We start from the raw sequence: 26,958 nt of genomic DNA, 5'->3' as shown, positions 1-26,958 counted from the left end.
CGGTCCCATATAATTGGTAGGTTGTGCCCGTTCTGATCCTGCTGGCCGCGTTCGCCGCAGCTCTGCCGTTGCAGGCCGGGCGGAAGCCTGCAGGCCCGGTCCCCTTCCAGGCGCGGGTGAGCGTCGAGCAGATGACGGGGAAGCAGGCGGTGGTCGAGACGAGCGCGGGGACGTTCGTCATCGGCTTGCGGCCGGATCTGGCGCCCAATCATGTCGGGTACTTCATGAAACTGGCCGCTGAGGGGGCGTACGCGAACACGCTGTTTCACCGCGTCGTGAGAAACGGGATCGTGCAGGGCGGCGACCCGCTGTCGAAGGATCCCGCCAAGGCGTCGCGGTACGGCAGCGGCGGGCTCGGCGTGCTGAAGGCGGAGCACAGCGCCGAGCCGTTCACGCGCGGGGCGGTGGGCGCGGCGCTCCGGCCCAATCAACCGGACAGCGGCGGCGCGCAGTTCTTCGTCTGCGTGACCGATCAGCCGGCGCTGGCCGGCCAGTTCACGCTGTTCGGCCGCGTCAGCGACGGCATGGACGTGGTGGAGCGAATTTCCCAGCTGCCGGCGGACGCGAAGGGCGCGCCGCTGGAGCGGGTGGTCATCCGATCGGTGACCATCCGGGACACGCCGCCGCCGGAACCGCTGCCGTTTGCGAGCGATACCCCGGAACAGCTCGAGCGGCGCACCGCGGTGCTCGAGACGTCCCTGGGGAGCATCACCATCGGCTTCGACGCCCGCCAGGCGCCGGAGCACGTGCGCAACTTCCTGCAGCTGGCGCAGGCAGGTGTGTACGACGGCACCCCGTTTCACCGCGTCGTGCGCGGTTTCGTGGCGCAGACCGGCGCCCTGAACGACCGCGGCACGCCGCTCACCGAGAAGCAGCAGAAACTGGTGCACAACCTTCAGCCCGAGTTCAACGACACCAGGCACGTCAAAGGGATCGTGTCGATGGCTCGCGGCGACGACCCTGCCAGCGCCACCACGTCGTTCTTCATCGTTCTAGCGGACGCGCCCTCGCTCGACGGGAAGTACACCGTCTTCGGCCGCGTGATCGACGGCCTCGACGTCCTCGACAAGATCGCAGCCGCGCCCGTCAGTGGCGAGACTCCAACCACGCGCATCGACCTGCTGAAGGTCCGGATCGTGGGATAACGCAAGTTTTCACATGGCAGACACCAGACTCAAGATTGCCGTCTTCATCGATTTCGACAACATCGAAATCGGCGTCAAAAACACCCTCAACGCACAGTTCGACATCGGCGTCGTCCTCGAGGCGCTCAAGGAGCGCGGCGACGTCGTGTCCAAGACCGCCTATGGCGACTGGACCCGCGCCGGCGACTACAGCCGCTCGCTCACGCAGCATGCGACCAAGCTGGTCCAGCGCAATCTCACGCCCGGCGGCGACAAGAACGGCGCCGACATCAACCTCGCGCTCGACGCCCTCGAGATGGCGTTCACCCATCCGCACATCAGCGCCTACGTCATCGTCGGCGGTGACAGCGACTTCATCTCGCTGGTCGAGAAGCTGAAGCAGTACGACAAACAGATCTTCGTGGTCGGCGGCCGCTCGTTCACCAGCCAGGTGATGCAGCGCAACTGCCACGAGTTCATCGCCTACGAGAACCTGATCGGCGGGCGCGCGCGCGGCGAGCGCGGCGGGCGCGGGCCTGCCGGCCCGGCCGGCGCTCCGGCGTCGATCGAGCAGGTGGTGCCGCTCCTGCGCCGCGCCCTGAAGGTGCTGAGCGACCGCGAAGTCTCGCCGCAGCTCGGGCTGCTGAAGAGCACGATGCTCCAGCTCGACTCGACGTTCTCGGAGCGCACCTACGGTGCCAGCACGTTCCGCGATTTCGCCGAGAAGCTCGCCGCCGCCGGCGCGGTGACGCTGAAGGAGTCCGGGCGCAACATCCTGGTGGAGCTGAAGGACGAGGGACGCGGGGTCTCCGCGGCGGCCCCGGCGGCGGCACCCGTGGAGGAGCGGCAGCAGCCCGCGCCGCACGCCCACCAGCCGTCCGGCGCGCCGCGGGCCGCCGAAGCGGTGGCCGAAGTGCGCCGCCTGTTCCAGACCGCGCAGCAGCCGCCGCGCTGGCCGATGTACGTGCGCCAGGTGAAGCAGTACCTGAGAGGAGTGGACCCGTCGTTCGACGAGCGGAAGTTCGGGTTCCAGAGCCTCAACGATCTGCTGCGGGCGTGCCAGAAGGAAGGTCTCTTCCGGATGGAACGGGATCGCCAGGGCGTCATCCGCTTCTTCCAGGGGAACGTCATGAAGGAAGCGGAAGGGCGGGCGGTGGGAGCGATCGACGCCGCCGACATCGCCGCCGCCGAGCGCCTGGCGGCGCAGGCGGAAGCCGAACTGCTCGCCGCCGAGCAGCGCGAGGCGGAGATCGTGGACGGCGACGTCGTCCGCGAGAGCGCCGCGCCGGCGATTCTGGATGCCGAGGAGGCCCCCGCGGCCGAAACCCAGCCGGCCGAGGAGGAACAGTCGCCGGTCGAGGAGCGCCACGCGCCCCGCGGCACCCGGCGCCGCACCGCCGGCGGCCGGGCAGCCCGTACCAAGGAGCCGAAGCCGGCGAAGGAGCCGCGCGAAAAGAAGTCGGTCGCCAAGCCCCGCGGCGGACGCAAGAAGGTCGCGGTCGCGGCAGACGCTTAAACGGGTTCTCCGGGTTCTCCGGGTTCTACAGGTTCTTCGGGTTCAGGTTCTCCGGGTTCAGGTTCTTCGGGTGCGGGTTGGTCGAACTTCCCGTGAACCCGTAGAACCGACGTTGAACCCGGAGAACCCGTAGAACCCGAACCCGGAGAACTGCCGTAGAACCCGTAGAACCTGTAGAACCCGGAGAACCCGAAGAACCCGTAAGAACCCGTAAGAACCCGTAAGAACCCGCTGGGCGCGCACCTCGAAGTAGGATTCCGCCGTGGCCGCGTCCCTCGTCCCGGCGTTGATGACGGCGATCCTGCTGCAGACCTTCTCGTCGCGGACCATCGGCGTCCGCGTCGACGTGATGGTGACCGACGGCCGCGTCCCGGTCGCCGGTCTCAGCGCCGCCGACTTCGAGCTGCGCGACAACGGTGTCGTCCAGCCGGTTCATCTGATCGAATCCAGCGAGCCGATCAACGCCGTGCTCGCCTTCGACGTGAGCGCGAGCATCGACGGACGCCGCCACGCGGAGCTGCTGCGGGCGAGCGAGGCCTTCCTTGCCGGCCTCACTCGCGGCGATCGCGCGGCGCTCGTCACCTTCCGCCATGACGTCGCGCTGCGCCTCGCGCTCACCCCCGACCTGGATACCGTGCGTGCGGAACTCGCCGCCGTCAAGCCGGCCGGCGACACTTCCGTGCTCGACGGCGTGTTCGTCGCGCTCATGAGCACACAGGCCCAGCCCGGACGATCGCTCGTCGTTGTCTGCACGGACGGGTACGACACCTCGAGCTGGCTGACCGCCGATGCCGTCGTCGACGCCGCGAAGCGATCGAATGCGGTGATCTACGCCGTCTCCGCCGGCGATACCGTCTCCTCGGAGCTGGGGGATCTCGCCGACGCAACCGGCGGTCAGACGATTCGCGTCGCGTCGGGAGCGGAACTGGCGTCCGCCTTCCGCCGGATCCTGAGCGACTTCCGCAGCCGCTACGTGCTCGCCTTCACGCCGAATGGCGTCGACCCCGGCGGCCTGCATCGGCTCGACGTGCGCGTCAAGCGGCCCGGGCTGTCCGTCAAGGCTCGCCAGAGCTACATCGGGATCGGCCCTGGCAGGTAGGTGATATGCGACGCCGCGCGATCGCGCTCGTGACTCTGGCCATCGCGGCCGTGGCGCCCGCGCCGGCCGCCGCCTCGGATTTCCCTGCGTCGGGTGTGGCGGTGCTCGAGCGTTGGGCCGGCGCGGTCGGCAGTCACACCCCTGGCGTCCTCGATCAGGCGGCCGATCGAATAATGGCGTTCACCTACCACGAGCGTCAGCTGCTGGACGATCCGTTGCGGACCTTTCTGTCGATTCTGTCCGGACGCCGCTACGATCCGGACACCGAGTTGCAGAGGAAGGTCGACGCGCTCGCGCGAGCCTCGCTCGCCCGTCTTGGCTACGGCGGGTTTCTCAAGCGGGCGGTGCTCCTGCACAGCGACGTCGCGGTCGCGCGTGAGTCGATTCCGCCGTCGCCGCTGCCGTCGCTGCCGCCGGTCCCGGCATCGCAGTCGCCGCTCCTCTCGACCAGGCGCATGACGGTGAGCCGCGACGGCGAGGTGCTCGGACAGATCGAGTCGGACTGGAACTGGCCCTTCGTCCGGAGCCTCGTCGGCCGCATCCATGACGCCGCGCCGGCGGATCCGTTCGTCGGCGACTGGTATCACGCCACGCTGGCATTCCTGTTCGAGCGGAGAGTCTACGCGGAGGCCGCGGTGCATCTCGCGAACGCGGCGAAGCTGGTGCCGGACGATCCGCGCCTCTTGTTCGATCGCGCCGTGTACGCGGAGATTCAGGGCATGCCGACGAATCAGGTCCTGATGCGCAACGTCGATACGGTCGCGATTCGCCGCTGGCGCGAGAGCGGCCGTTTTCCCAGTTCCGCGAACGCCGCCACCCGCGCCGCCGCCGGCCTCGACATTCCGCCCAAAGCCGAGGCCGACGCGGAGGCGGAGCGCCTGTTCCGGCGCGCGCTCGCCGTCGACCCGCAGTACGCCGAGGCGCGGCTCCGGCTGGCGCGGGTGTTGATCGAGCGGCGACGCCATGACGAAGCGCTCGTTCACGCTCGCACGGCGCTGTCCGGGGCGCTCGCGGAGGATCTGGCGTTTCTCGCGCGGCTGTTCGCCGGCCGTGCCGAGCAGGCGCTCGGCCGCCTGCGCGAGGCGGCGAACGAGATCGACGAGGCGCTGCGCCTGTATCCGCAGGCGCAGTCCGCGCTGCTCGCGAAGAGCCAGGTCGCGCTGCTGCGCGGCGACGTCACCGGAGCGATCGCACCCATCGGGCTGCTGCCCCGCGACCCGTCGTCGGCCATCCCGAGCCTCGATCCCTGGCTCGACTATCGTCTCGCCACGGGACGCGAGTGGCAGCGGCTTTATCGCGCCTTGTACGCCGCCGCTCGTTAGTCGTCGAACGGAAGGCGCGGATCTTCCGGCTCGAACGGCGCGGACGGATCTTCCAGGTTGTGCACGCTGACGCCGAGCAGCCGGACCGGCCGGCTCGCCGCGTCGGTGCGTTCGAGGAGCTTCACCGCCCGCTGCGCGATGTCTTCGTCGTCGCGGGTGGCCGGCGATCGCGAGTGGCTGCGGGTGATCGTGGTGAAATCGGAATAGCGGACCTTGATCGTCACCGTCCGGCAGAGCAGCCCGTGCTCGACCAGCCACTCGGCCGCGTCTCGCGCCATGCCGTCGATCTCGGCGCGGATCTCGTTGATGTCGGTGAGATCCTGCGAGTAGGTGTTCTCGCTGCCGGATGATTTGGGCTCGTGGTGCGGCTCGACCTCGCGATCGTCGATGCCGTTGGCGAGCTGCCGCAGCCACTCACTCCAGCTCCCCACCGCGGCGCGCAGGACCTCGTCGTCGGCGGTGCGCACGTCGACCAGCCGTTCGATGCCGCGCTCGCGGAGACGCGCGGCGGTCACCGGTCCGACGCCCCACAGCGCGTCCACCGGCAGCGTCTGCAGGAAGCGCTCGACCCGTTCCGGCGCGATCACGGTGAGGCCGTCGGGCTTCTTCCAGGCAGAGGCGATCTTCGCCAGGAACTTGTTCGGCGCCACGCCGGCAGACGCGGTGAGGCCGGTCGCGTCGCGAATCGCCCGCTTGATCCGCAGCGCGACGTTGCGGCCCAGCGGTTCCCCCCACGCGTTCTCGGTGACGTCGAGATACGCCTCGTCGAGCGACATCGGCTCGACGAGCGGCGTCACCGAGCGGAAGATCTCGAACACCGCGTCAGAGGCGGCGCGATACTTCCGGAAGTCGGGCTTGACGATGATCAGGTGCGGGCAGAGACGCACCGCGCGCGCCATCGGGATCGCCGAGCGCACCCCGAACGTCCGCGCTTCGTAGCTGGCAGCGGCGACGACGCCGCGGCGGTGCGGGTCTCCGCCGACCGCGACCGGCTTGCCCCGCAGCTCGGGGCGGTCGCGCTGCTCGACGGACGCGTAGAACGCGTCCATGTCGACATGGAGAATGCGGCGCACCGCCATCGCTCGGGGTCGACGGCGCTACCGTCCGCCGCGGGCGCGGTACTCGGGGCTCTTGCGCAGCTCCCGCTCCACATCCGCCTGGGTCCAGCGCTGGCGGACGACTTTGTCGACGTAGCTGCCGGCGCCCGCGTCCGGCTCCCGCTTGAGCACGTTGAGATAGGCACGACGCACGATCTCGCGCGCCTTGTCCGCCATCAGCTTCTGGTACTCGGGACTGCGCCGCAGGGCGTCGCGCACCTGCGCCTCGGTCCACCCGTCATCGACAATGCGGGAGCGGTACAGCCGCAGGCCGGCTGAATCCGGCTCGCGCTCGAGGATGTCGTCGTACGCGCGGCGGACGATGCGATCGGGATCGCCGCCGCCGGAGCCGCCGGCATTGCGGCCGCGCACGTCGAGCGACGAAATGGCGTCGTTCCAGCCCTCGTTCCTGAGGTCGCGGACATCGCGCGTGAACCGGGTCGATCGCCCGTTGAAGCGGTAATCGCGATAGATCGTGACCTCCGCCCGGCCGAAGACGCGAAGCGAGGAGATCCGATCGCTCATCCCCTGCGGGATCGACGGCAGGTTCGCGCCCGCGTCGACACAGAAGTACTGACCGCCGAAGTTACGGTCCTCGTAGAAGCACGCGCCGTCGCGGGGCCGCCGGCCGTAACCCCATCGCTGCGCCTCCGCGGCCGAGGCAACCGCGAGCACGGCGGCGCAGGCGGCCACCGCGATTCTCGTGGACGTCATGCAGGCTCCTTTCCGTGGCAGGGAACGCAGCCATCGTATCACCGTGCCGATGGACTCCGTGTGCTCGCGTGCTCCGTGTAATCCGTGGCCTGATCCGTGCCATCCGCGGCCGGCAACGGTGTATCCTCCGCGTATGGACGCCGCGCGCGCCACGCTTGAAAGGCGCGACCGATGAAATCACTCTGTGCCGCAATCGTTCTCGCGCTCGCCGCCGGTCAGACGGCGTCGTATCGCGCGGAGCTCGACACGTACCGGCAGAAGCGTCTGGCGGAGCTGACGGCCCCCAACGGATGGCTGGCGGTTCAGGGACTGTTCTGGCTCCACGACGGCGCGAACAGCGCGGGCAGCGACCCGGCCTCGGAGATCAAGCTGCCGGCGCGTGCGCCGAAGCGCCTCGGGGTGTTCACCCTGGCGGCCGGTAAGGTGACCTTCGCGCCGGACCCCGCGGCCCACGTCGAGGTGGCGGGGAAACACGCCTCGGGACCGGTCGTGCTCGCCGGCGGCGAGTCGAACGCGGTCGTGAGCGCGCGCATCAGCCTGTTCGTCATCCGCCGCGGCGACCGCGTCGGACTGCGCATGCTCGATCCCGACAGCCCGGCCCGCAGGAGGTTCGCGGGCCTGCGCTATTTCCCGACCGACCCGGCGTATCGCCTGAAGGCGCGATTCACGCCGTACCAGGCGATGAAGACCGTTTCCGTGTTGAACGTGCTCGGTCAGCTCGTGCCGATGGAGAGTCCCGGCTACGTCGAGTTCACGCTGGAGGGACGCACCTGGCGGCTCGAGCCCGTGTACGAAACCTCCCGTCGGGAGGATCTGTTCTTCATCTTCAAGGATCTCACGAGCCGCACCGAGACCTACGAAGCCGGCCGCTACCTGCACGCCCCGCTGCCGAAGGACGGCTACGTCGACCTGGATTTCAACCGGGCCTACAACCCGCCCTGTGCGTTCACCGGCTTCGCCACCTGTCCGCTGCCGACGAAGGACAATCAGCTCGCGGTCGCGATTCGCGCCGGCGAGCTGCGCCATCACTGACGATGCGGTCGTTCAAATACACCATCCGGATCGAACGGTCGCCGGCACAGGTGTGGGCCTTCATGATGGATTTCACGAAGGCGCCGCGCTGGCACGACCACGTGCGCGAGGTGCGGATTCTGACCGAGGGGCCGCTCCGCGTCGGAACCGAGCTTCAGATCACGTTTGCGCTGCCCGGCCGCGTTCACACCACGCGCTGCGAGGTGTGTGCCTTCGAAACGGCGCGGCGGTTCGGGCTGCGCAGCGTGACGAAGAAGGCCACCGGCACGTTCGAATACCTGCTCGCGCCCGACCGCGGCGGGACGGTGGTCACGTTCACCTGCAATCTGCGCCCGAGCGGGGTGATGTGGCTGCTGCTGCCGCTGATGGTCCGCACCAACCGCGAGCGCTTCGCGGAGCACCTGCCAGGCCTCAAGCGGGAGGTCGAGCGCAGCGAATGACCGCGCCAGGCTAGAGCGCGAGCAGTTCCTTCTCGATGCCCTCGGCCATGGCGACGATGCCGCGGTAGCCGCGGCCGAGCGCCTTCTGTCCTGCCGTGTCGATCAGGTAGTGGCGGCGCCGGCGGCCGCCGCGCTGCGCGGTCGGATTGCCGGCATAGGAGGCGACCATCTTCTTCTGCTCGAGACGGGCGAGCGTCATGTAGACGGTGCCGCCCGACGCGTCGCGCCCGGTGCGTTCGCGGATCTCCCGCCGGATCGCGGCGCCGTACGCGCCATTGCCGAGGCGGACGAGCGCCAGCAGCACGAACTGTTCGAACTCGCCGACGATCGGCGCGAAAAAATCCGCGGGCCTGATTTGTCTCACATTGTTAACTATATCAACAGATTTTCCGCGATTTTCGCTTGCAGGCGCCCCGCCGCCCCGACCATAATCGCTTCTTTGCAAGGGGGGACTGCACGCATGGGATCCGCAGCTTCGGGCGACGCTATCCGCAACATCAACGAGTTCGGCATGTCGGTGAGGAACGCCACCGCGTTCAGCAACCGCAAGGCGACCGACGAGTTCGGCTCGCTCACGTTCAACGAGGAGGTCCAGCGCGCCCGGCTGCCGAAGGATGTGTTCCGCGGCCTGCGCCGCGCCGTCGCGCACGGCGAGTCGCTCGACCCGTCCCACGCCGACATCGTCGCCAGCGCGCTGAAGGACTGGGCGGTGGAGCACGGCGCCACCCACTACACGCACTGGTTCCAGCCGATGACCGGCATCACCGCCGAGAAGCACGACTCGTTTCTCAACCCCACTCCGGACGGCCGCGCCGTCGCGGAGTTCAGCGGCAAGGAGCTGGTGCGCGGGGAGCCGGACGCCTCGAGCTTTCCGTCGGGCGGGATGCGATCCACCTTCGAGGCCCGCGGCTACACCGCCTGGGATCCGACCAGCCCGCCGTGGCTGCTGGTCACGCCGCAGGGGGCGACGCTGGTCATCCCCACCGCGTTCGTGAGCTGGACCGGCGACGCCCTCGACAAGAAGACGCCGCTGCTGCGATCGCAGGAAGCCCTGTCGAAACAGGCGGTCCGCATCCTGAAGCTGTTCGGATCGAAGGCGCAGCGCGTCACGACGACCTGCGGCCCGGAGCAGGAATACTTCCTCATCGACCGGCAGTTCTATTTCAACCGCCCCGACTTGATCAACGCCGGCCGCACGCTGTTCGGCGCGCGTCCGCCGAAGGGCCAGGAGATGGAGGACCACTATTTCGGGTCGATTCCCGATCGCGTGCTGGCCTTCATGATGGAGGTCGAGCGTGAGCTGTACAAAGTCGGCGTGCCGATCAAGACCCGGCACAACGAAGTCGCGCCCAGCCAGTACGAAGTCGCGCCTATCTTCGAGAACGCCAACGTCGCCACCGACCATCAGATGATGACGATGGAGATGCTGCGGCGGGTGGCGCCGAAATACGGTCTGGCGTGCCTGATGCACGAAAAGCCGTTCGCCGGCGTCAACGGCTCGGGCAAGCATCTGAACTGGAGCATGAGCGACGAGCTGGGGAACAACCTCCTGAACCCCGGCGACACGCCGCACGACAACATCCAGTTCCTGGTGTTCTGCGCCGCGGTGCTGCGCGCGGTGAACAAGTTCGCCGGGCTGCTGCGCTTCTCGATCGCCAGCGCCGGCAACGATCACCGGCTCGGCGCCAACGAAGCGCCGCCGGCCATCATCTCGATCTTCCTCGGCGACATGCTGACCGACATCTTCCAGCAGATCGAGAAGGCCGGATCGGCGAAAACGACCAAGAGCGGCGGCATCATGGATATCGGCGTCAACGTGCTGCCCAAGCTGCCGCGCGACGCCGGCGACCGCAACCGGACCAGCCCGTTCGCCTTCACCGGCAACAAGTTCGAGTTCCGCGCGGTGTCGTCCAACCAGAGCATCGCGCTGCCGAACGTGTGCCTCAACGTCGCGGTGACGGAATCGCTGGACTACGTCGCGACGGAACTGGAGAAGGGGCTCAAGGAAGGCAAGAAGCTGCAGGCGGCGGTGAAGGCGCTGCTCACCAAAGTGATTCGCGAGAACAAGCGGATCATCTTCAACGGCAACGGCTACTCCGAGGAATGGCAGAAGGAAGCGGCCCGCCGCGGCCTGCTCAACCACCGCACCTCGGTCGACGCCTACGGCGAGGCGCTGAAGCCCGACGTCATCAAGGCGTTCGAGAAATACGGCGTGCTCAACGAGCGCGAGCTGCACGCGCGGCACGACGTCGCCGTCGAGCAGTACAACAAGACCATCAACATCGAAGCCCAGCTGATGGTGCTGATGGCGAATCGCTACATCCTGCCGGCCGCTTACAAGTACCAAGGCGAGATGGCGCAGTCGGTGGCGGCCGTGAAGGCCGCCGGGGCGGTGGCGAAAGAAACCCGCCGCGCCCTCGACGATCTCTGCCGCCTGACGGATGAGGCGAAGGTCAGGGTCGACAAGCTCCACGACCTGCTCGAGCACGAGGACAGCGAACCGCTCAAGCACGCCAAGTACTTCCGCGACAAGGTCATCCCGGCGATGGCGGCGCTGCGGGAGGTCGGGGACGCGCTCGAGACCATCGTCCCGCACGGCCACTGGCCGCTGCCCACCTACCGGGAGATGCTGTTCGTCAAGTAGCGGGCCAACGCAACGCCGGGCGCCTCCGTCCAAGTGGAGTGGACGGAGGTGTCCACGATGTTTCGCACCGCAGCTCTCGCCAGCGCCCTGGCCCTCGCCCTCGGCGCGCCCGCACAGAATCGTCCGGTCCAGCTCGAGGCCGCCGACTGCTCGCAAGTGAACACCACGTACGGCGACCTGGAGGTCGGCCGCTCGGTCCAGCACGTGCGCGTGCCCGTGACCGCGGGTGCGCTCGAAGTGCGCCCCGGCGCGAACGGCGGCGTGCGCATCGAGCGGGGGCCGGGAGGCGAATATGCGGTCACCGCCTGTGTCAGCGCCGGCGCCGCGACGCTCGCCGACGCGCAGGCGGCGGCAGACAGCGTGCGGCTCGACGTCGCGGGGAACCGCGTCCGCCTCTCCGGCGGGGAGGGGCGCGAGGTCCGCAACTGGAGCGTCCACTTGATCGTGCAGGCGCCGGACGGCGCCTCGGTCGACGCCGAGACGACGAACGGGCCGATTGGCGTGAGGGATCTCGCCGGCACCTTCACGCTGCGCGCGTCGAACGGTCCGATCTCGCTGGCGCGCGTCGACGGCGACGTGAGAGCACGCGCGGCCAACGGACCGGTCAGCGTCGAGGGCGGCCGCGGCACGTTCGACGTCGAGACCTCGAACGGTCCCGTCAGCGTGCGGCTCACCGGCCGGCGCTGGGACGGCAGCCTCACGGCGCGCGCCGGCAACGGTCCGCTCACCGTCACCGTTCCCGCCGACTATCAGACCGGCGTCGAGATCTCGTCGTCCTCGCACTCGCCCTGGAGCTGCCGGGCGGCGGCGTGCCGCGGCGGCGTGCGCGACTGGGACGAACGCGCGCGGATGCTGCGGCTCGGCGCCGAGCCGGTGACGGTGCATCTCTCGACGGTGAACGGGCCGGTCACGATCAACGAGCGCTAGACGGTCCGCACGGCGCGGCAGTCGAGGCGTTTTCACCCACCCGCGCCGTGTGGCTCAGCGATTGCAATTTCTGCCCGTCGGGTGAAACCGATGGGGTTGTCGCTGAAGCTCGACCATTTGCGCCGCTACCGCGATATCGCCGCGCTCCTGCTCAAGTACGGCCGGTCGGACCTCGTGTTCAGCACCGGCGCCGAACTGGCCGGCGATCTCGAGGAGATGGGACCCGCATTCGTCAAAGTCGGTCAACTGCTCTCCACCCGGTCCGATCTCCTCCCGCCCGACACCCTGCGCGGGCTGTCGCGCCTGCAGGACGCCGTCGAGCCGTTCGCCTACGAAGACGTCGAGCGCACCGTCAACGAGGAGCTCGGCGTCCGGCTCTCCAAGGCGTTCTCGCGTTTCGACCGCGCGCCGATTGCCGCCGCGTCGCTCGGCCAGGTGCATCGCGCCGCGCTGAGGGACGGGCGCGAGGTCGCCGTCAAGGTGCAGCGGCCGAACGTCCGCGAGCAGGTGCTGCGCGACATGGATTCGCTTCAGGACCTCGCCGGGTTCCTCGAGCACCATTCCGACCAGGCGCGCCGCGCCAGCCTGCTGCGCGTGGTGGAAGAACTGCGCCAGTCGGTGCTGCGCGAGCTCGACTACCGGATGGAAGCACAGAACATGGTCGAGATCGGCCGGAACCTCGCCCGCTTCCGGCGCATCGTCGTCCCGCAGCCGGTTCCCGATTATTCAGGCGCCCGCGTGCTGACGATGGACTACATCAGCGGACAGAAGATCACCGCCGTCAGTCCGCTGGTACTCGCCGAAGCGGGATCGCGGGATCTCGCCGAGGAGCTGTTCCGGGCGTACCTGCACCAGGTGATTCTCGACGGCATGTTCCACGCCGATCCCCACCCGGGCAACGTCCTGCTGACCGACGATCGCCGGCTGGCGCTGATCGACCTCGGGATGGCGAGCCGGCTCTCGCCGGACCTGCAGGAGAATCTGCTCAACTTCCTGCTTGCGGTTGCCGACGGGCGCACGGAGCAGGCGTCGGACCTCGCGCTCGAGATGGGCGAACGGCTGGACGGCTTCGACGAGCCGGCATTCCGCCGCCGGATCGCGGACGTGATCGTGCGCAGCCGCGACAGCAAGATCGGGGACACGCCGGCGGGCACGCTGATGCTCGCGGTTGCGCACGCGGCGGTGAGCTGCGGGGTGCGGCTGCCGAACGAGCTCACGCTTCTCGGCAAGACGCTGCTGAATCTCGATGAAGTCGGCCGCACGCTGGCTCCCGACTTCGACGTGCAGGAGTCGCTGCGCCGCAACGCCAACGAGCTGATGATGGAGCGGATGCGCCGCAGCGTCACGCCGGCGGCCGCGTTCTCGTCGCTGCTCGAGGCCAAGAGCTTCGCCGAGCGGCTGCCCGGCCGGATCAACCGCATCCTGGACGCGGTCGCGGACCAGCAGATGAAGGTCCGGGTGGAGCTGATCGACGAGGGGGCGGTGCTCGACGGCCTGCAGAAGGTCGCCAACCGGATCACGCTCGGCCTGATCCTCGCGGCCATGATCATCGGCGCCGCGATGCTGATGCGGGTCGAGACCAGCTTCCGCATCCTCGGCTATCCGGGACTGGCGATGCTGTTCTTCCTCGGCGCCGCGGTGGGCGGATCGCTGATGGTCGTGCAGATCCTCCGCAGCGATCAGCGAAGCTAGAAGGTCAGGCGCCCTTCCCCGACGAGCACGCTGCGCCCGCCCACGCGCACGCGGGTAATCGCCCCGCCGGCGGCCTCGATCGAGATGTGGATGCGGCTCGGCCGCTTCATCTTCACCCCCTGCAGGCTGATCGCGTGCGCCAGCTTTCCGCGATCGATCATCTGGTGCTTGTACAGGTAGCACCCGAGCGGCCCGCTCGCTCCGCCGGTCGCCGGGTCTTCGGCGATGCCGAAGCCGGGCGCCAGCATCCGGCTGTAGACGGCTTCGTCCGCCGCCGATCCCGTCCGGTCGGTGGTGAAGATGAAGAGCGGCAGCTCGTCTATCCCCGACGCCCGGCAGACTTCGCGGAACGCCGCGGGATCGACCGACACGCCGTCCACCGCCTTGCGCGTGCCGAGCGCGGCGAACAGGAACGGCACTCCGCACGACACCACCTGCGGCGCGGGCGCGGCGAGGTCCTGGAGAGACACGCCGAGCGCTCCGGCGAACGCCGCCCGGTCGCTCACCTCACCGCCGAACGCGGGATTCTTCTGGGTCATCCACGCGAAATCGAGCGCGTCCCCTTTCCACTCGAGCGAGACCGGCGTCGGGCCGACGCCGAGCCCGAAGACGAACTGCTGCTGACCGCGGCGGATCACGCCTTCGTGCGCCAGCGCGAAGGTGCTCCCGATGGTGGGATGGCCGGCCATCGGCAGCTCCTCGGCGGGCGTGAAGATGCGCATGCGGACGTCGGTGCCGGGCGTCTCGGACGGAAAGATGAACGTCGACTCCGAGAAGTTCATCTCCCGCGCGATCGCCTGCATCGTCCCGGTCGTCAGCCCCGCCGGCTGAGGAAACACGGCGAGCTGGTTGCCTTCGAGGGCGGTGTCGGTGAAGACGTCGTAGTGGAGGTAACGGAAGCTGCTCATGATCGTGGCGCCTGTGCGAGTCCGACGGAGACAACGGATAACAAAAACGGAGGAACGGAGGGAACGGAGGTGAACGGAGTCAGCACAGCCTACCCGGGACTCCCCCGACAAGCCCAAGCCAATTGGCGAAAGGACCTTCTGTGCAGAAGAGATCCCAAGTCCCTCCCGTTCCCCTCCGTTCCCCTCCGTTCCCCTCCGTTCCCTCCGTTCCTCCGTGTTGGGCTCCGTTCCCTCCGTCCACCTCCGTTGTCTCAGCGCCGCAAGCTGCTATCCTGACGCTCAGCACCCATGGCCAAACGCAAGAAATCCGGCGACGCGTCTCTCTTCGACGTCGTCGATCACGACAATACCCAGCCGCCCCCCGGCGACGAGCACGTTCCGCTCCACGAAGCGGCGCAGACGCGGTACCTGAACTACGCCCTCTCGGTGATCACCTCGCGTGCGCTGCCGGACGTGCGCGACGGGTTGAAGCCGGTGCAGCGCCGCATCCTCTACACGATGTGGCAGCAGAACCTCACCGCCGACGTGAAGCACCGCAAGTGCGCCAAGGTCGTCGGCGACGTGATGGGCAGCTACCATCCGCACGGCGACGTCGCGCTCTACGAGACGCTGGTGCGGATGACGCAGTCGTTCTCGCTGCGCTACCCGCTCATCGACGGCTCCGGCAACTTTGGATCGCTCGACGGCGACAGCGCCGCGGCCATGCGCTACACCGAGTGCCGGCTGGCGCGGGTCTCCGACGAGCTGCTGACCGAGATCGACCAGGCGACCGTCGCGTTCCGGCCGAACTACGACGGCACGAAGACCGAGCCGGTGGTCCTCCCGTCGCGGATTCCGAACCTCCTGATCAACGGCGCCACCGGCATCGCCGTCGGCATGGCCACCAACATTCCGCCGCACAACCTGTCGGAGGTGTGCACGGCGCTCGTCAAGCTGCTCGACAACCCGGACCTGAGCAGCGTGCAGCTCGCGCGCTACGTGAAAGGACCGGATTTTCCCACCGGCGGCGAGATGCTCAACTCCGCGGAGGAGCTCAAACAGATCTACAAGAGCGGCTCCGGCGCGATCCGGCTCCGCGGCACCTGGGAGAGCGGGCCGGAAACGCGCGGCGCCAGGACGGTCTACGTCACCAGCATTCCCTACACGGTCAACAAGGCCACGCTGGTCGAGCGGATCGGCGAGATCGCGGCCAGCCGCAAACTGCCGCCGCTGCTCGACGTCAAGGATCTGTCCACCGACGACGTGCGGATCGCGCTGGAATTGAAGAAGGACGCCGACGAGAAGATGGTGATGGCGTACCTCTTCAAGCACACGCCGCTGCAGACCAACTTCCCGGTGAATCTCACCTGCCTGGTGCCGACGGAAGGCAATCCGGAAGTCGGACGGCCCGAGCGCCTGGATCTGCACCAGATGCTCTTCTACTTCCTCCATTTCCGCCTGGAAGTGGTGACGCGCCGGCTGGAGCACGAGCTCGAGGCGCTCAGGAAGCGGATTCACATCCTCGAAGGCTTCGAGCAGGTCTTCGACGCGCTCGACGAGATCCTGAAGATCGTCCGCCGCTCGGAGGGCAAGGCGGATGCGGCGCAGGCGATCATGAAGCGCTTCAGTCTCGACGCCGAGCAGACGGACGCGATCCTCGAGCTGAAGATCTACCGCCTCGCCAGGCTGGAGATCCTCGTCATCCGCAAGGAGCTGGAAGAGAAGCGCCGGCGCGCGCGGCAGATCAACACGCTGCTCAAGAGCGAGGAGAGCCGCTGGGACATCGTCAAGATCGAGATCGAGGAGATTCAGAAGAAGTACGGCGACCCGCGGCGCACCCGCATCTCGAGCGATGAAGGGGAAGCCGAGTACACGGCTGAAGACTTCATCGTCGAGGAGGACAACGTCGTCATCGTCTCGCGCGACGGGTGGATCAAGCGGCAGAAGGAAGTGAAGGACGTGGCCACCACCCGCTTGCGGGAGGGTGACTCGGTGCTCGCCGCGCTGGCGGGCAGCACGCGCGCGACGGTGGTGTTCTTCAGCAACTTCGGGGTCGCCTATTCGGCGCGCATCGCCGACGTGCCGGCGTCCACCGGCTATGGCGAGCCGATTCAGCGGCTGTTCAAGCTGAAGGACGGCGAGCGGATCGTCGCGGCGCTGAGCCTCGATCCGCGGGTCGCGGGGGAGATTACGGCGAAGAAGGAAGGGGCCGAACCGAAGGTGCACGCCGTGGCGGTCACGAGCGACGGCTACAGTCTGCGCTTCTCGCTGGAGCCGTTCGTCGAACCGAGCACGCGGGCCGGCCGGCGGTTCGCGCGAACGGCGGAAGGAGCCGAGGTGGTCGGGGTCTCGCGCCTGTCGGGCGGCGAGGTGCTGATCGCGGCAACGCGCGATGCGCGCGGGCTGCTCGCCAGGGCGGAGGAAGTGAACTTCCTCTCCGGCCCCGGCCGCGGCGTCATCCTGATCAAGCTGGCGTCGAAAGACGATCGCGTGCTGGGCTTCATCGCCTCGACCGGCGATCGCGACCTCTTGACCGTCGAAACGAGCCGCGGCGCCGAGCAGACGATCAGCACCGCCAAGTACGAGGTCACGGGGCGCGGCGGCAAAGGGCGCGAGCTGCTGCAGCGCGGTCAGTTCACCCGGGTGATCTCGCCGACGCCGGACGCACCGCCGCCGTTCGAATAGGGAGCTGAGACGTCCGACGGCCGCGGCGCGCGCCGGCGCCGGCTCATTTCGTGCTGACGCGGACCCAATCGACGAGGATGCGCGCCTCGCTGCGCTGGATCGCCCGAACGGTCGAGTCCGGCAGCCCGTGATACGGCACCGCCGTCCTGTTGACCGCCGCAGGATAGTTGCCGCCCAGCGCGAGGTTCAGGATCAGGTGCTTCGGGTTGTCGAACGACCACCGCCCGAAGCGCTCCACCATCTCGCGGGTTGCGCGATAGACCTCGCGGCCGTCCACGGTGAACACCAGGGCATCGGTGCTCCAGTCCACCGCATAGACGTGCCACGCGGTCGCATCCGCAGGCGCGGGCATCGGCGTCCGCCTGACCAGCGGCGTATCGCCCGAATAGCCCGGGCCGTGCAGCGCCACGCTGGTCCACCCCGCATCCCCGACGTTCTCCATGATGTCGATCTCTCCGGTGTCCGGCCAGCGCCCGCCGCCCAGCGCCCAGAATGCCGGCCACAGCCCCGCGCCGGCCGCCAGCTTCATCCGCGCCGCGGCGCGCCCGTAGGTGAACGAGAACTTGTCGCGTGTGTCGATGCGCCCCGACACGAAATCGAACGCGCGTCCTTCCGGCGTCTTGAACCCGGGCCGGAATCGCGGCTGGATGACGAGCATGCCGTCCTCGATGGAGAGCACCTCCGGAGAATCGACGTAGGCCTGCTGCTCGTCGTTGACGGTACGGCCGGTCGTGATCACGTTCCATCGGGTCCGATCCAGATCGGGCCCCGAGAACTCCTCGGCAAACGTGACGGCAGCGGCCTGCGGATCGGCGCGTCCCGTGGCGACCAGCGGCAGGAGCGCGAGGACGGCGATTCCGGTGAGATGTCGCATCTCGGATTCCAGTGAACCTGCGCGATGGCGGATCCGGTCAGCGCTTTGCGGATCGACTGGCGCGCGGTGTCGGCTCGTTGAGGAACCACTCGAGGCGGCCGCACTCGGCGCAGATCAGAATCGTCGCGACGGGATCGGCCCAGTCGACGTTGAACACGGACCGCAGGCGCGTGTTCAGGAGCGCGTCGTCCTGCGCGAACTTCGTCTCGCCGCAGTGCGGGCACCGCACCGGCCGGCCGGCGACGGTGAACTCGGCCGGATCGTTCGCGGTCTTGAAACCCTTCACTCCAGCCTTCAGCGCTGCGAAGAATCGTCCCATTACTCAGGGTAGGATTATAAGGATATGTCTGGGTGGCTGGACGTTTCCGGCATCAATCGCGGCTACGTACTCGAGCTCTACGACCGTTTTCGTCACGATCCGGCGTCCGTCGACGCCGAAACGCGCGCGTTCTTCGAGTCGTGGACGCCGCCGGCCGAAGACGCACCAGCTGAGGCGCCGGGCTCCGACGCCGGCGTCCCGCTGCGCGCCGCCGTGTCCGCCGTCAATCTCGCCCAGTCGATCCGCCGCTACGGCCATCTCGCCGCGCAGCTCGATCCGCTCGGTACACCGCCGATCGGCGATCCGACGCTTCGTCCCGAGCGGCACCGCCTGACCGAAGAGGATCTCCGCCGCATTCCCGCGACGCTGGTGAACTCGCCGCTCACCGCGCAGGCCGGCAGCATGCAGGAGCTGGTGGCCGCGCTGCGGCGCGTCTACTGCTCGACCACGGGCTACGACTACGCTCAGGTGTTCGTGCCCGAGGAGCGGCAATGGCTGCGCCGCGCCGCGGAAGAGGGGCGCTTTCGCGAGCCGCACGACCCGATCGATCCGGTGGCGCTGCTCGAGCGGCTGACGCAGGTCGAGGTGTTCGAGCGCTTCCTGCACCGCACCTTTCCCGGGAAGACCCGCTTCTCGATCGAAGGGCTCGACATGCTCGTGCCCATTCTCGACGAGGTGATCGGCGACGCCGGCGAAACCGGCGTCGGATCGATCCTGATCGGCATGGCGCATCGCGGCCGGCTGAACGTGATGGCGCACGTGCTCTGCAAGCCGTACGAGCAGATCCTCGCCGAGTTCAAGGATCCGCTCTCGTCGCGCAACTTCCGCGAAGACATGGCGTGGGCGGGCGACGTCAAGTATCACGCCGGCGCGCACCGCGCCATCAAGGACGGCCGCGAGATCGCGCTCGAGGTCTCGATGCCGCCGAACCCGAGCCATCTCGAGGCGGTCGATCCGGTGGTCGTCGGCATGGCGCGCGCCGCCGGCACGCGCGCCGACGGGCGCGGGGCGCCGAGGTTCGACCCGTCGCGCAGCCTGCCGATCCTGATCCACGGCGACGCCGCGTTTCCCGGCCAGGGCATCGTCGCCGAGACGCTGAACCTCAGCCGGCTCCCCGGCTACGACACCGGCGGAACGATTCACATCATCGTCAACAACCAGCTCGGGTTCACGGCCGACTCGACCGAGTCCTACAGCACGTCGTACGCCAGCGGCCTGGCGCGCGGATTCAAGATCCCGATCGTGCACGTCAACGCGGACGATCCGGTCGCCTGCGTCGAAGCGGCGCGGCTCGCGATCGCGTATCGCATGCGCTTCCGCCGCGACTTCCTCATCGATCTGGTCGGCTACCGCCGCTGGGGGCACAACGAAGGAGACGAGCCGGGCTTCACCCAGCCCGTGATGTACCACACCATCGCCGAGCACCCGACCGTCCGGGAAATCTGGGCGCGCACGCTGGTCTCGCGCGGCGTGATCGAGGCAGGCGTTCCCGGCGCATTGGTGGCGAAGTACATGAACCAGTTGCAGCAGACGTTCGATCGGCTGCAGCCCGAGGAGCACTTCGTCGAGCCGATGCCCGCGGTGCCGCCGCCCGGCGCGGCGGCGCGCGCGCACACCGCCGTGCCGATCGACCGGCTGGGCGAGTTCAATCGGGCGCTGCTCACCGTTCCTGAAGGCTTCACCGTTCACAAGAAGCTCGAGCGGCTTCGCGAAAAGCGCACGCATGCCCTGGACCAGCCGGACGAGCGAACGGTGGACTGGTCGCTGGCGGAGGAGCTTGCGCTCGCGTCGATTCTCGCCGACGGCACCGCCGTGCGCCTGACGGGTGAAGACGTCGAGCGCGGGACGTTCAGCCACCGCCACGCCGTCCTCCACGACGTGCGCAGCGGCCAGACGCACGTCGCCCTGCAGGCGCTGCCGCAGGCGCGCGCCGGCTTCGAGATCTGCAACAGTCCCCTGTCCGAGAACGGCGCCCTGGGGTTCGAGTACGGCTACAACATCCAGGCGCCGGCCCGGCTGGTGATCTGGGAAGCGCAGTACGGGGATTTCATCAACGGCGCCCAGGTCATCGTCGACGAGTTCATCACCTCGGCGCGCGTGAAGTGGGGACAGCGGCCGTCGCTGGTGCTGCTGCTGCCCCACGCGCATGAAGGGCAGGGGCCCGATCACGCCAGCGCCCGCCCCGAGCGGTTCCTGCAGCTCGCCGCCGACATCAACATGCGGATCGCGAACTGCACCACCGCGGCGCAGTACTTCCATCTGCTGCGCCGGCAGGCCGCCCTGCTGCTCACGGATCCGCTGCCGCTGGTCATCCTGACCCCGAAGAGCCTTCTGCGCCACCCGATGGTCGCGTCGGCGCCGCGCGAGCTGGCCGAAGGCCGCTTCCGCTCGGTCATCGACGACGACGACGCGCGCGGCCGCGCCGGCGAGATCCGGCGGGTGCTGCTGTGCAGCGGCAAGATCTACGTCGACCTCGCCGGCAGCGACCAGCGCGCCGCGGCGCGGGATCTGGCGATCGGCCGCGTCGAGCAGTTGTATCCGGTGCCCTCGCAGAGCCTGCGCGCCCTGCTGGACGCGTATCCGTCCGCGCAGGAAATCATCTGGGTCCAGGAAGAGCCCGAGAACATGGGCGCCTGGGACTTCATCCGTCCTCACCTCGTGGAGCTGGCGGCTGGACGGCCGGTGCGGGCGATCGCGCGGCCGCGCAGCGCCAGTCCCGCGGAAGGCTCGGCGGCGCGTCATGCGCGGCAGCAGCAGCTCCTGATCGACGCCGCGTTTGCGCCCTCGAAGACCACCGCCGGCCGCGCCAGGCCGGGCACGAGGCCCACACCGGAGCAGGTCGCTGGGTAGAAGAGGCGGTAATTAGCGCTTGGCGGTTCGGAGTGGGAGCTCCTGGAAAATGCCCGCAAACGTCGTAGTTCCGGAAGTCGGCGAGTCGATCGTGGATGCGCGTGTCGCGCGCTGGCTGAAGAAGGAAGGGGACGCCGTTTCGGTCGGCGAGCCGCTGGTCGAGCTCGAGACCGACAAGATCGACCTCGAGGTCGCCGCGCCGCAGGGCGGGGTGCTCGGCAGGATCGCACACGGCGACGGCGCGGACGTCAAGGTCGGGGAAGTGCTCGGCGTGATCGAGGACGGCGGTGCCGCTGCGGCGCCCAGGGCCGAAGCGCCGCCGCAGAGTGCGCCGCCGCCGAAGCCCGCGCCTGCGGGCGAACCGGCATCCCCGGCGGCCGCCGCGAGACCCGACGCACGACCCGCATCCGTCTCCGACGAGAAGAAGCGCGCCACGCCGGCCGCACGCAACGCCGCGCAGCAGAAGTCGGTGGATCTGAAGCAGGTGGCCGGCAGCGGCGAGGCCGGGCGCGTGATGAAGCGCGACGTCGAGGCCCTCGCCGTTCCCGCAGCGCAGGGTGAGGCGCAGGCCGCGCGGCCGGCGCCTGCGCCGAACCGCGTCGAAGCGCCGTCCGGCGCGACGGCGGGCGATCGCACGGAAGAGCGCGTGCGCATGTCGAAACGCCGCGCCACGATCGCCCGGCGCCTCGTCGAGGCGCAGAGCACCGCCGCCATGCTCACCACCTTCAACGAGGTGGACATGAGCGCGGTGATGGCGATCCGCGAGCGGCACAAGCAACCGTTCAAGGAGCGCTACGGCGTCGGGCTCGGCCTGACCTCCTTCTTCGTCAAGGCCGCCATCGGCGCGCTGCGCGCGTTCCCCCGCATCAACGCCGAGATCCAGGGAGACGAAATGGTGCTCAAGCACTACTTCGACATCGGCATCGCCGTCGGCGCCGCCGAAGGTCTCGTCGTTCCGGTGCTGCGCGACGCCGATCGCATGTCGTTCGCGCAGATCGAACAGAAGGTCCGCGCCTTCGCGAAGGCGGCCGACGACGGGACGCTGTCGCTGGCGGATTTGAAGGGGGGCACCTTCACCATCACCAACGGCGGCGTGTTCGGCTCGCTGCTCAGCACCCCGATCCTCAATCCGCCGCAGGTCGGCATTCTCGGCCTGCACGCGATCAAGGATCGGCCGATGGCGGTGGACGGACAGGTCCAGATTCGGCCGATGATGTACATGGCGCTGACCTACGATCACCGGATCGTGGATGGCGCCGAAGCCGTTCAGTTCCTGGTGCGCGTGAAACAGCTCGTCGAGGACCCCGGGGCGCTCCTGATCGAATAGACAGGGAGGTACGAATGCGCCGCGCCGCCGCCGCGCTCTGCGTGCTTGCCGCCTGCAGCAAGGCTCCGTCCGCGCCGTCATCACCCGCAACGCCGCCGCCGGCTGTCGTGGCGTACGCGGATTTCTCGGGCTACTGGTCCGGCACGTTCGCATACAAGGCCTGCGCGGGTCTCCACTGTTCGGGCAGGATCGATCGCGACGATCCGTTTTCGCTGCGGCTCCGGCAGACGCTGAATCACGTGGTGGGTGTCTTTGCCTCGCAGTACGGCGGCAGCCTGGAAGTCGCCGGCGACGTCCAGCCGGACGGATCGCTCTCGCTCGCCGGGAGCGAGGCAACCGGCGGCACCAGCGGCGCGCGGGGCTCCGTGACATTCGCGGCTCCCTCGCTGCGCCTCGATCCGGCAACCGGACTCCGGGGCGCGATGCGGTTCGAGCGCACCACGCTGCTTTCATCTCTCGACAAGTACGTCTCTCAGGGAGACGGCAGCATCGTGTCCGCGAGACGGCAGAGTCTCGACGCCTTCGTTGCCGATCTCGGCGGGACGTGGAAAGGGTTCTATCTGGTGCGCGACTGTGTCGACGAGACCGGGAGGCCGCTGTGCGGCCTGTTCAACAGCCCCGGCTACGTGGAGTACATCGAGTTGACGCTGTCGGTTGGCGCAAACGAGGCTGCTGGCGAGCTGATTCCCGTCTCGACGCGAATTCCCGTCGCCGGCGCCGCGCGGGCGCGAAGCATCGAGCTGACCGGCGGCCGCGACGAACTGGGTGGGCGGATCGCCGATCGCGTGACGGCGTTGTCGGCATCGGTGGACGATTTCGGCCGGTTGCGCGGCGGATTCTCCTACCTGCGCATCTTCGACGGACGAACGTCGACCGCACGCGTCGATTTCGTCCAGGTGGTCAAGGTTCCCTGATGTCCGAAACGTCTCGATTAATCGATCAACTCGAGCGCGCGCACGACGGCGATCCCTGGCATGGATCGCCGGTCAAGGCGGTCCTCCGCGGCGTCACCTGGGACCAGGCGGCGCGCCGGCCGCCGAACGGCGCGCACTCGATCTGGGAAATCGTGCTGCACATGACGGGCTGGCGCAACGAAGTGGCCCGCCGCGCCGCCGGCAACCCGGCGGGCGAACCCGCCGGCGGCGACTGGCCGGCGGTGGGCGATGCGACCGAAGCCCGGTGGCAGGCGGCGCTCGCCGCGTTCGACGAGGCCCATCGCGCCCTCGTCGCCGTGGTGGCCGGCCTCGCCGACGATCGCATGCTGCAGCCGACCAACGATCCGCGCAACCGGGAGCTCGGCACCGGCGTCACCTATTACGAGCTGCTGCACGGCATCGTCCAGCACGACGCCTACCACTCCGGGCAGATCGCCATCCTCAAGAAGGTGCTCGGTCTCTAGCATGGGCGGGCGAACAGCTCGATGAGTCCGCCGGACGACAGGCGCGACGACACCCGGCCGCAGGATACCGATTTCGCGGCGATGTGGTCGTCGGACGGCGTGACCCGGTCGATGTCGCCGACGGCGACCGGGATGCCCGCGGACCTCCCGTTTCTCTTCTCCGGCGGCCAGCAGTTCGGCGGCTACCGCATCGTCCGCCCGCTCGGCAAGGGCGGGATGGGGCAGGTGTACGAGGCGGAGGAAATCGAGAGCGGCCGCCGCATCGCGCTGAAGCTGCTCTCGCGCGGCCTGGGCGACGACGAGGAACGAGCCCGATTCCTTCGCGAGGGACAGCTCGCCGCGTCGTTGAGCCATCCGAACTGCGTCTACGTTTTCGGCACGAGCGAAATCCAGGGGTTCCCGGTCATCACCATGGAGCTGGTGCCCGAAGGGACGCTGAAGGACCTGGTGGTGCCGGGAGCAAAGATGCCCGGCACGCAGGCCGTCGACGCGATCCTGCAGGTGATTCCCGGCCTCGAGGCTGCGGCGGAGATCGGCATCCTGCACCGCGACATCAAGCCGTCGAACTGCTTCGTGCACCGCGACGGCCGCGTGCTGGTCGGCGACTTCGGCCTCTCGGTCGCCGCGCACCGGGACCACAAGAGCACCGGGACCATTCTGGGCACGCCGGGGTTTGCCTCGCCGGAGCAGCTGCGCGGCGAGAGCCTGGATGTCCGCTCGGACATCTACTCGGTGGGGGCGACGCTCTTCTATCTCCTCGCCGGGCGCGCGCCGTTCGACGATCGTGACACGACCTCGCTGCTCAAGAAGGTCGCGTCCGAGCCGCCGCCGCTGCTGACGGAGATCCGGCCGGACCTGCCGCGCGGCCTGGCGGCGATCGTCGCGAAGTGCCTGGCGAAGACGCCGTCCGAGCGGTACCCGAACTACGCCGCGCTGCGGACGGCGCTGGAGCCGTTCGGCTCGGCGCGCGTGACCACCGCGCCGATCGTTCGCCGCACGGTCGCCGGCATCCTCGACACCTGGCTGCTCGGCCTGCCGCTCATTCCCGTCAACCTTCTGCTGCAGCTGCGGCCGGTGTTCGACCATCGCGCCGACGGATTCATCGTCGCCGCGGCCACGGTCGCGATCGCGGTGCTCTACTACGGCTGGTGCGAAGGCGTGTGGGGCGCCGGCGCCGGCAAGGCGCTGCTGGGCCTTCGCGTGATCGACGAACACCAGGTGAGCCCCGGGTTCCGGCGCGCCGCCTTGCGCGCGCTCGCGTTCGAAGGGCCGCTGCAGCTGGTCAAGCAGGTCGCCGCCTCCCTGATGCTGCTCGCGAATCCTGCGGTGTCGACGAGTGCCGTGACGGCGACGATGGCGGCGCTGTGGCTGGCGCTGCTGTTCTATCCGGCTCGCCGGAAGAACGGCTACACCGCGCTCCACGACCGCTTCACCAGCACGCGCGTCGTCCGCCGCCGCGCGCGCGCCGAAGCGCGCGAGCGGACGGCCCGCACGGTGGTGGAGGCGGCGGCCCCGTTCGAGCCCAGCGATCGGATCGGTCCGTTCCTCGTGCCGGCCGGAACGCCGGCGGCCGTGAGCGAACCGGCGCGAGTGGAAGGATTCGACGATCGGCTGAATCGCCGCGTCTGGATCGAGCTGCTGCCGCCGCGGACGCCGCCGTTGCCGGCCGGACGCCGCGACCTCGGACGCCCCGCGAGGCTGCGGTGGCTCGCCGGGCGGCGCGACGCGAACGAGTGCTGGGACGCGTACGAGGCTTTGGAAGGCGAGCCGTTCGACATGCGGCTTCCGGCACCACAGCCGTGGTCCCGTGTCCGGCACTGGGTCGCGGATCTCACCCGCGAAGCGGTGGCCGCCCTCGAGGATGGATCGCTCCCGCCGTTGATGCCGTCCCGAGTGTGGATAGGCGCTGATGGTCACGCACGCCTGCTCGAGTGGCCGGCGCCGGGGCGGCCGCCGGCGGTCGAGCAGGAGCCGGCACCGGCGGATCTCGCCGGCGTCCAGAAGTTCCTCCACGGCATCGCGACGGCGGCACTGCTCGGCATTCCCTTCGAACAGGCGCAGACGATGGGGCCGGAGACGCCGCTGCCGCTCCGGGCCCGGGCGTTCCTGCTCTCGCTCCGGGACGGGCGCTTCGCGTCGGGCACGGCGATTCTCGAAGGGCTCGACGATGTCGGGGAGACGCCGGCCTCCGTCTCGAGATCCCGGCGCGCCGGGCAGATCGCGGTCTGCGCCGCCGGACCCATCGCGATCACGCTGATCTCCGCCGGTTCGATCGCCCTGGTCAGCAACGGCAAGCTGGCGGATCGCACGCTCTTCAGCCTCGAAGCGCTGCTCGACGAGCTGGAGGAGGCGGAGGAGTCGCTGGCCGACAAGCCGGACCCCGCCGTCCAGCAGCGGCGCGACGACATCGAGGTCTATCTCGCCGAGCACATGGCGCGGACGATCGAGCGCTCCGCCACGTGGGAGAACCAGAACATCAAGATCGGCGCGCGCGGCGGGCGGCAGCGGGCGCGCCGCGCGGTCGAGCGGCATCGCCAGCGAACGCCGGAGCAGGTGCAGCGTGCGGAAGCGACCGTGGCGCCGATTCTCGCCAGCCAGGCGCAAGGGCTCGCCAAACTCGCCAGCGCCCGCGCGCTCGCGGGAATCGTCGTCGCGACGTTTGGCGGCACGTTCATCGCCATCGCGGTGTTTGCGGGGATCGGCGCGCTCGCCACCGGCAGCGGCTTCACGTTCAGGCCCTTCGGCGCGGCGCTGGTCAACCGCAAGGGCAAGCGGATCTCGCGGGTGCGCGGCCTGTGGCGTGCGGCGGTCACGTGGAGCCCGATGGTGGCGCTGTTCTTTGCGTTCAAGTACGGCCCGGACATCACGAAAGGCGGCTATGGGTTCATGGTCCTCGATCTGCTGCTGGTCGCCGTGCTCGCGGCGGGCGCGGCGTGGGCGATCCTCCGCCCGTCGCGCGCGATACAGGATCGCCTCTCGGGCACGTGGATCGTTCCGCGATAGAATAGGC

Annotated in this window: 21 protein-coding genes; 15 read left to right on the top strand and 6 right to left on the bottom strand. The window is 69.0% G+C overall.

Features of this window, described 5'->3' with window-relative positions; genetic code table 11:
* Positions 1 to 23: 23 nt before the first annotated feature.
* From VFK57_05640 to VFK57_05625, 4 genes are all read left to right on the top strand, one after another.
* Complete coding sequence (locus VFK57_05640; GenBank protein HET7695172.1) at positions 24 to 1,145, top strand: peptidylprolyl isomerase; 1,122 nt, start codon at positions 24 to 26, stop codon at positions 1,143 to 1,145.
* 13 nt (positions 1,146 to 1,158) lie between these two features.
* Positions 1,159 to 2,640, top strand: a complete 1,482-nt coding sequence (locus VFK57_05635) for an NYN domain-containing protein (protein ID HET7695171.1) — start codon at positions 1,159 to 1,161, stop codon at positions 2,638 to 2,640.
* A gap of 262 nt (positions 2,641 to 2,902) precedes the next feature.
* Positions 2,903 to 3,739 carry a VWA domain-containing protein gene (locus tag VFK57_05630; protein ID HET7695170.1) on the top strand — a complete coding sequence of 279 codons (837 nt, stop codon included), beginning with the start codon at positions 2,903 to 2,905 and terminating at the stop codon, positions 3,737 to 3,739.
* A gap of 5 nt (positions 3,740 to 3,744) precedes the next feature.
* A complete protein-coding gene (locus tag VFK57_05625; GenBank protein ID HET7695169.1) occupies positions 3,745 to 5,061 on the top strand; it encodes a tetratricopeptide repeat protein in 1,317 nt (438 codons plus the stop codon).
* On the opposite strand, the gene dinB is transcribed toward VFK57_05625, so the two are convergent.
* Both dinB and VFK57_05615 read right to left on the bottom strand, forming a co-directional pair.
* Entirely contained in the window at positions 5,058 to 6,134 is a 1,077-nt protein-coding gene (gene dinB / locus VFK57_05620; GenBank protein HET7695168.1) for a DNA polymerase IV, read from the bottom strand. The genes VFK57_05625 and dinB overlap by 4 nt on opposite strands.
* A gap of 24 nt (positions 6,135 to 6,158) precedes the next feature.
* Positions 6,159 to 6,872: a peptidase inhibitor family I36 protein gene (locus VFK57_05615; GenBank protein ID HET7695167.1), complete on the bottom strand. Its 714-nt coding sequence runs from the start codon at positions 6,870 to 6,872 to the stop codon at positions 6,159 to 6,161.
* 171 nt (positions 6,873 to 7,043) lie between these two features.
* Between VFK57_05615 and VFK57_05610 the strand changes: the two genes are divergently transcribed.
* Complete coding sequence (locus tag VFK57_05610; GenBank protein HET7695166.1) at positions 7,044 to 7,904, top strand: DUF1684 domain-containing protein; 861 nt, start codon at positions 7,044 to 7,046, stop codon at positions 7,902 to 7,904.
* Between the two features lie 2 nt (positions 7,905 to 7,906).
* Entirely contained in the window at positions 7,907 to 8,344 is a 438-nt protein-coding gene (locus VFK57_05605; GenBank protein HET7695165.1) for an SRPBCC family protein, read from the top strand.
* Positions 8,345 to 8,354: 10 nt separating this feature from the next.
* Here the strand turns inward: VFK57_05605 and VFK57_05600 are convergent, their stop codons facing one another.
* A complete protein-coding gene (locus tag VFK57_05600) occupies positions 8,355 to 8,708 on the bottom strand; it encodes a helix-turn-helix transcriptional regulator (GenBank protein HET7695164.1) in 354 nt (117 codons plus the stop codon).
* 96 nt (positions 8,709 to 8,804) lie between these two features.
* Between VFK57_05600 and VFK57_05595 the strand changes: the two genes are divergently transcribed.
* From VFK57_05595 to VFK57_05585, 3 genes are all read left to right on the top strand, one after another.
* Positions 8,805 to 10,988 (top strand): glutamine synthetase III, encoded by a 2,184-nt coding sequence (locus tag VFK57_05595; GenBank protein ID HET7695163.1) that lies wholly within the window; start codon positions 8,805 to 8,807, stop codon positions 10,986 to 10,988.
* 57 nt (positions 10,989 to 11,045) lie between these two features.
* Positions 11,046 to 11,915 (top strand): hypothetical protein, encoded by an 870-nt coding sequence (locus VFK57_05590; protein HET7695162.1) that lies wholly within the window; start codon positions 11,046 to 11,048, stop codon positions 11,913 to 11,915.
* A 90-nt stretch (positions 11,916 to 12,005) separates the two neighbouring features.
* The gene (locus tag VFK57_05585) at positions 12,006 to 13,607 is read left to right on the top strand and encodes an AarF/UbiB family protein (protein ID HET7695161.1); all 1,602 of its coding nucleotides are present in this window, start codon (positions 12,006 to 12,008) and stop codon (positions 13,605 to 13,607) included.
* Here VFK57_05585 and VFK57_05580 read toward each other — a convergent pair.
* Positions 13,604 to 14,515 carry a PhzF family phenazine biosynthesis protein gene (locus tag VFK57_05580; GenBank protein ID HET7695160.1) on the bottom strand — a complete coding sequence of 304 codons (912 nt, stop codon included), beginning with the start codon at positions 14,513 to 14,515 and terminating at the stop codon, positions 13,604 to 13,606. The two genes, VFK57_05585 and VFK57_05580, sit on opposite strands and share 4 nt — an antisense overlap.
* 288 nt (positions 14,516 to 14,803) lie before the next feature.
* On the opposite strand from VFK57_05580, the gene VFK57_05575 reads away from it, so the two are divergent.
* Complete coding sequence (locus VFK57_05575; protein ID HET7695159.1) at positions 14,804 to 17,179, top strand: DNA topoisomerase IV subunit A; 2,376 nt, start codon at positions 14,804 to 14,806, stop codon at positions 17,177 to 17,179.
* A 43-nt stretch (positions 17,180 to 17,222) separates the two neighbouring features.
* Here VFK57_05575 and VFK57_05570 read toward each other — a convergent pair whose 3' ends face one another.
* Together VFK57_05570 and VFK57_05565 are read right to left on the bottom strand one after the other, a co-directional pair.
* On the bottom strand, positions 17,223 to 18,053 hold the full coding sequence (locus VFK57_05570) for a glycoside hydrolase family 16 protein (GenBank protein HET7695158.1): 831 nt from the start codon (positions 18,051 to 18,053) through the stop codon (positions 17,223 to 17,225).
* 37 nt (positions 18,054 to 18,090) lie between these two features.
* Positions 18,091 to 18,372, bottom strand: coding sequence for a hypothetical protein (locus VFK57_05565; protein ID HET7695157.1), 282 nt, complete (start codon positions 18,370 to 18,372; stop codon positions 18,091 to 18,093).
* Between the two features lie 24 nt (positions 18,373 to 18,396).
* Here VFK57_05565 and VFK57_05560 point away from each other — a divergent pair, with 24 nt between their 5' ends.
* Genes VFK57_05560 through VFK57_05540 form a run of 5 tightly spaced genes read left to right on the top strand, consistent with a single transcriptional unit; the run spans position 18,397 to position 26,951 of the window.
* A complete protein-coding gene (locus VFK57_05560; protein HET7695156.1) occupies positions 18,397 to 21,222 on the top strand; it encodes a 2-oxoglutarate dehydrogenase E1 component in 2,826 nt (941 codons plus the stop codon).
* Between the two features lie 49 nt (positions 21,223 to 21,271).
* Positions 21,272 to 22,549, top strand: coding sequence for a 2-oxoglutarate dehydrogenase complex dihydrolipoyllysine-residue succinyltransferase (gene odhB, locus VFK57_05555; GenBank protein ID HET7695155.1), 1,278 nt, complete (start codon positions 21,272 to 21,274; stop codon positions 22,547 to 22,549).
* A 14-nt stretch (positions 22,550 to 22,563) separates the two neighbouring features.
* Positions 22,564 to 23,463 carry a hypothetical protein gene (locus VFK57_05550; protein HET7695154.1) on the top strand — a complete coding sequence of 300 codons (900 nt, stop codon included), beginning with the start codon at positions 22,564 to 22,566 and terminating at the stop codon, positions 23,461 to 23,463.
* On the top strand, positions 23,463 to 23,948 hold the full coding sequence (locus tag VFK57_05545) for a DinB family protein (protein HET7695153.1): 486 nt from the start codon (positions 23,463 to 23,465) through the stop codon (positions 23,946 to 23,948). Before VFK57_05550 ends, VFK57_05545 begins: the two co-directional genes overlap by 1 nt.
* Positions 23,949 to 23,969: 21 nt before the next feature.
* Positions 23,970 to 26,951 (top strand): protein kinase, encoded by a 2,982-nt coding sequence (locus tag VFK57_05540; protein ID HET7695152.1) that lies wholly within the window; start codon positions 23,970 to 23,972, stop codon positions 26,949 to 26,951.
* Positions 26,952 to 26,958 lie beyond the last annotated feature (7 nt).

It is taken from the genome of Vicinamibacterales bacterium, assembly GCA_035699745.1.
GTDB lineage: Bacteria > Acidobacteriota > Vicinamibacteria > Vicinamibacterales > 2-12-FULL-66-21 > JAICSD01.
Note: the sequence above shows the minus strand (reverse complement) of the source record. Positions and strands in the feature narration are given on the sequence as shown.

What these genes read in the sequence shown, in the direction of transcription:
- VFK57_05550 (HET7695154.1), top strand. Translation starts at nt 22,564, where the DNA reads ATGCGCCGCGCCGCCGCCGCGCTCTGCGTGCTTGCCGCCTGCAGCAAG.
- VFK57_05590 (HET7695162.1), top strand. Translation starts at nt 11,046, where the DNA reads ATGTTTCGCACCGCAGCTCTCGCCAGCGCCCTGGCCCTCGCCCTCGGC.
- VFK57_05605 (HET7695165.1), top strand. Translation starts at nt 7,907, where the DNA reads ATGCGGTCGTTCAAATACACCATCCGGATCGAACGGTCGCCGGCACAG.
- VFK57_05575 (HET7695159.1), top strand. Translation starts at nt 14,804, where the DNA reads ATGGCCAAACGCAAGAAATCCGGCGACGCGTCTCTCTTCGACGTCGTC.
- VFK57_05585 (HET7695161.1), top strand. Translation starts at nt 12,006, where the DNA reads ATGGGGTTGTCGCTGAAGCTCGACCATTTGCGCCGCTACCGCGATATC.
- VFK57_05560 (HET7695156.1), top strand. Translation starts at nt 18,397, where the DNA reads ATGTCTGGGTGGCTGGACGTTTCCGGCATCAATCGCGGCTACGTACTC.
- VFK57_05540 (HET7695152.1), top strand. Translation starts at nt 23,970, where the DNA reads ATGAGTCCGCCGGACGACAGGCGCGACGACACCCGGCCGCAGGATACC.
- VFK57_05615 (HET7695167.1), bottom strand. Translation starts at nt 6,872, where the DNA reads ATGACGTCCACGAGAATCGCGGTGGCCGCCTGCGCCGCCGTGCTCGCG.
- odhB (HET7695155.1), top strand. Translation starts at nt 21,272, where the DNA reads ATGCCCGCAAACGTCGTAGTTCCGGAAGTCGGCGAGTCGATCGTGGAT.
- VFK57_05625 (HET7695169.1), top strand. Translation starts at nt 3,745, where the DNA reads ATGCGACGCCGCGCGATCGCGCTCGTGACTCTGGCCATCGCGGCCGTG.
- VFK57_05570 (HET7695158.1), bottom strand. Translation starts at nt 18,053, where the DNA reads ATGCGACATCTCACCGGAATCGCCGTCCTCGCGCTCCTGCCGCTGGTC.
- VFK57_05595 (HET7695163.1), top strand. Translation starts at nt 8,805, where the DNA reads ATGGGATCCGCAGCTTCGGGCGACGCTATCCGCAACATCAACGAGTTC.
- VFK57_05635 (HET7695171.1), top strand. Translation starts at nt 1,159, where the DNA reads ATGGCAGACACCAGACTCAAGATTGCCGTCTTCATCGATTTCGACAAC.
- VFK57_05610 (HET7695166.1), top strand. Translation starts at nt 7,044, where the DNA reads ATGAAATCACTCTGTGCCGCAATCGTTCTCGCGCTCGCCGCCGGTCAG.
- VFK57_05580 (HET7695160.1), bottom strand. Translation starts at nt 14,515, where the DNA reads ATGAGCAGCTTCCGTTACCTCCACTACGACGTCTTCACCGACACCGCC.
- VFK57_05545 (HET7695153.1), top strand. Translation starts at nt 23,463, where the DNA reads ATGTCCGAAACGTCTCGATTAATCGATCAACTCGAGCGCGCGCACGAC.
- VFK57_05565 (HET7695157.1), bottom strand. Translation starts at nt 18,372, where the DNA reads ATGGGACGATTCTTCGCAGCGCTGAAGGCTGGAGTGAAGGGTTTCAAG.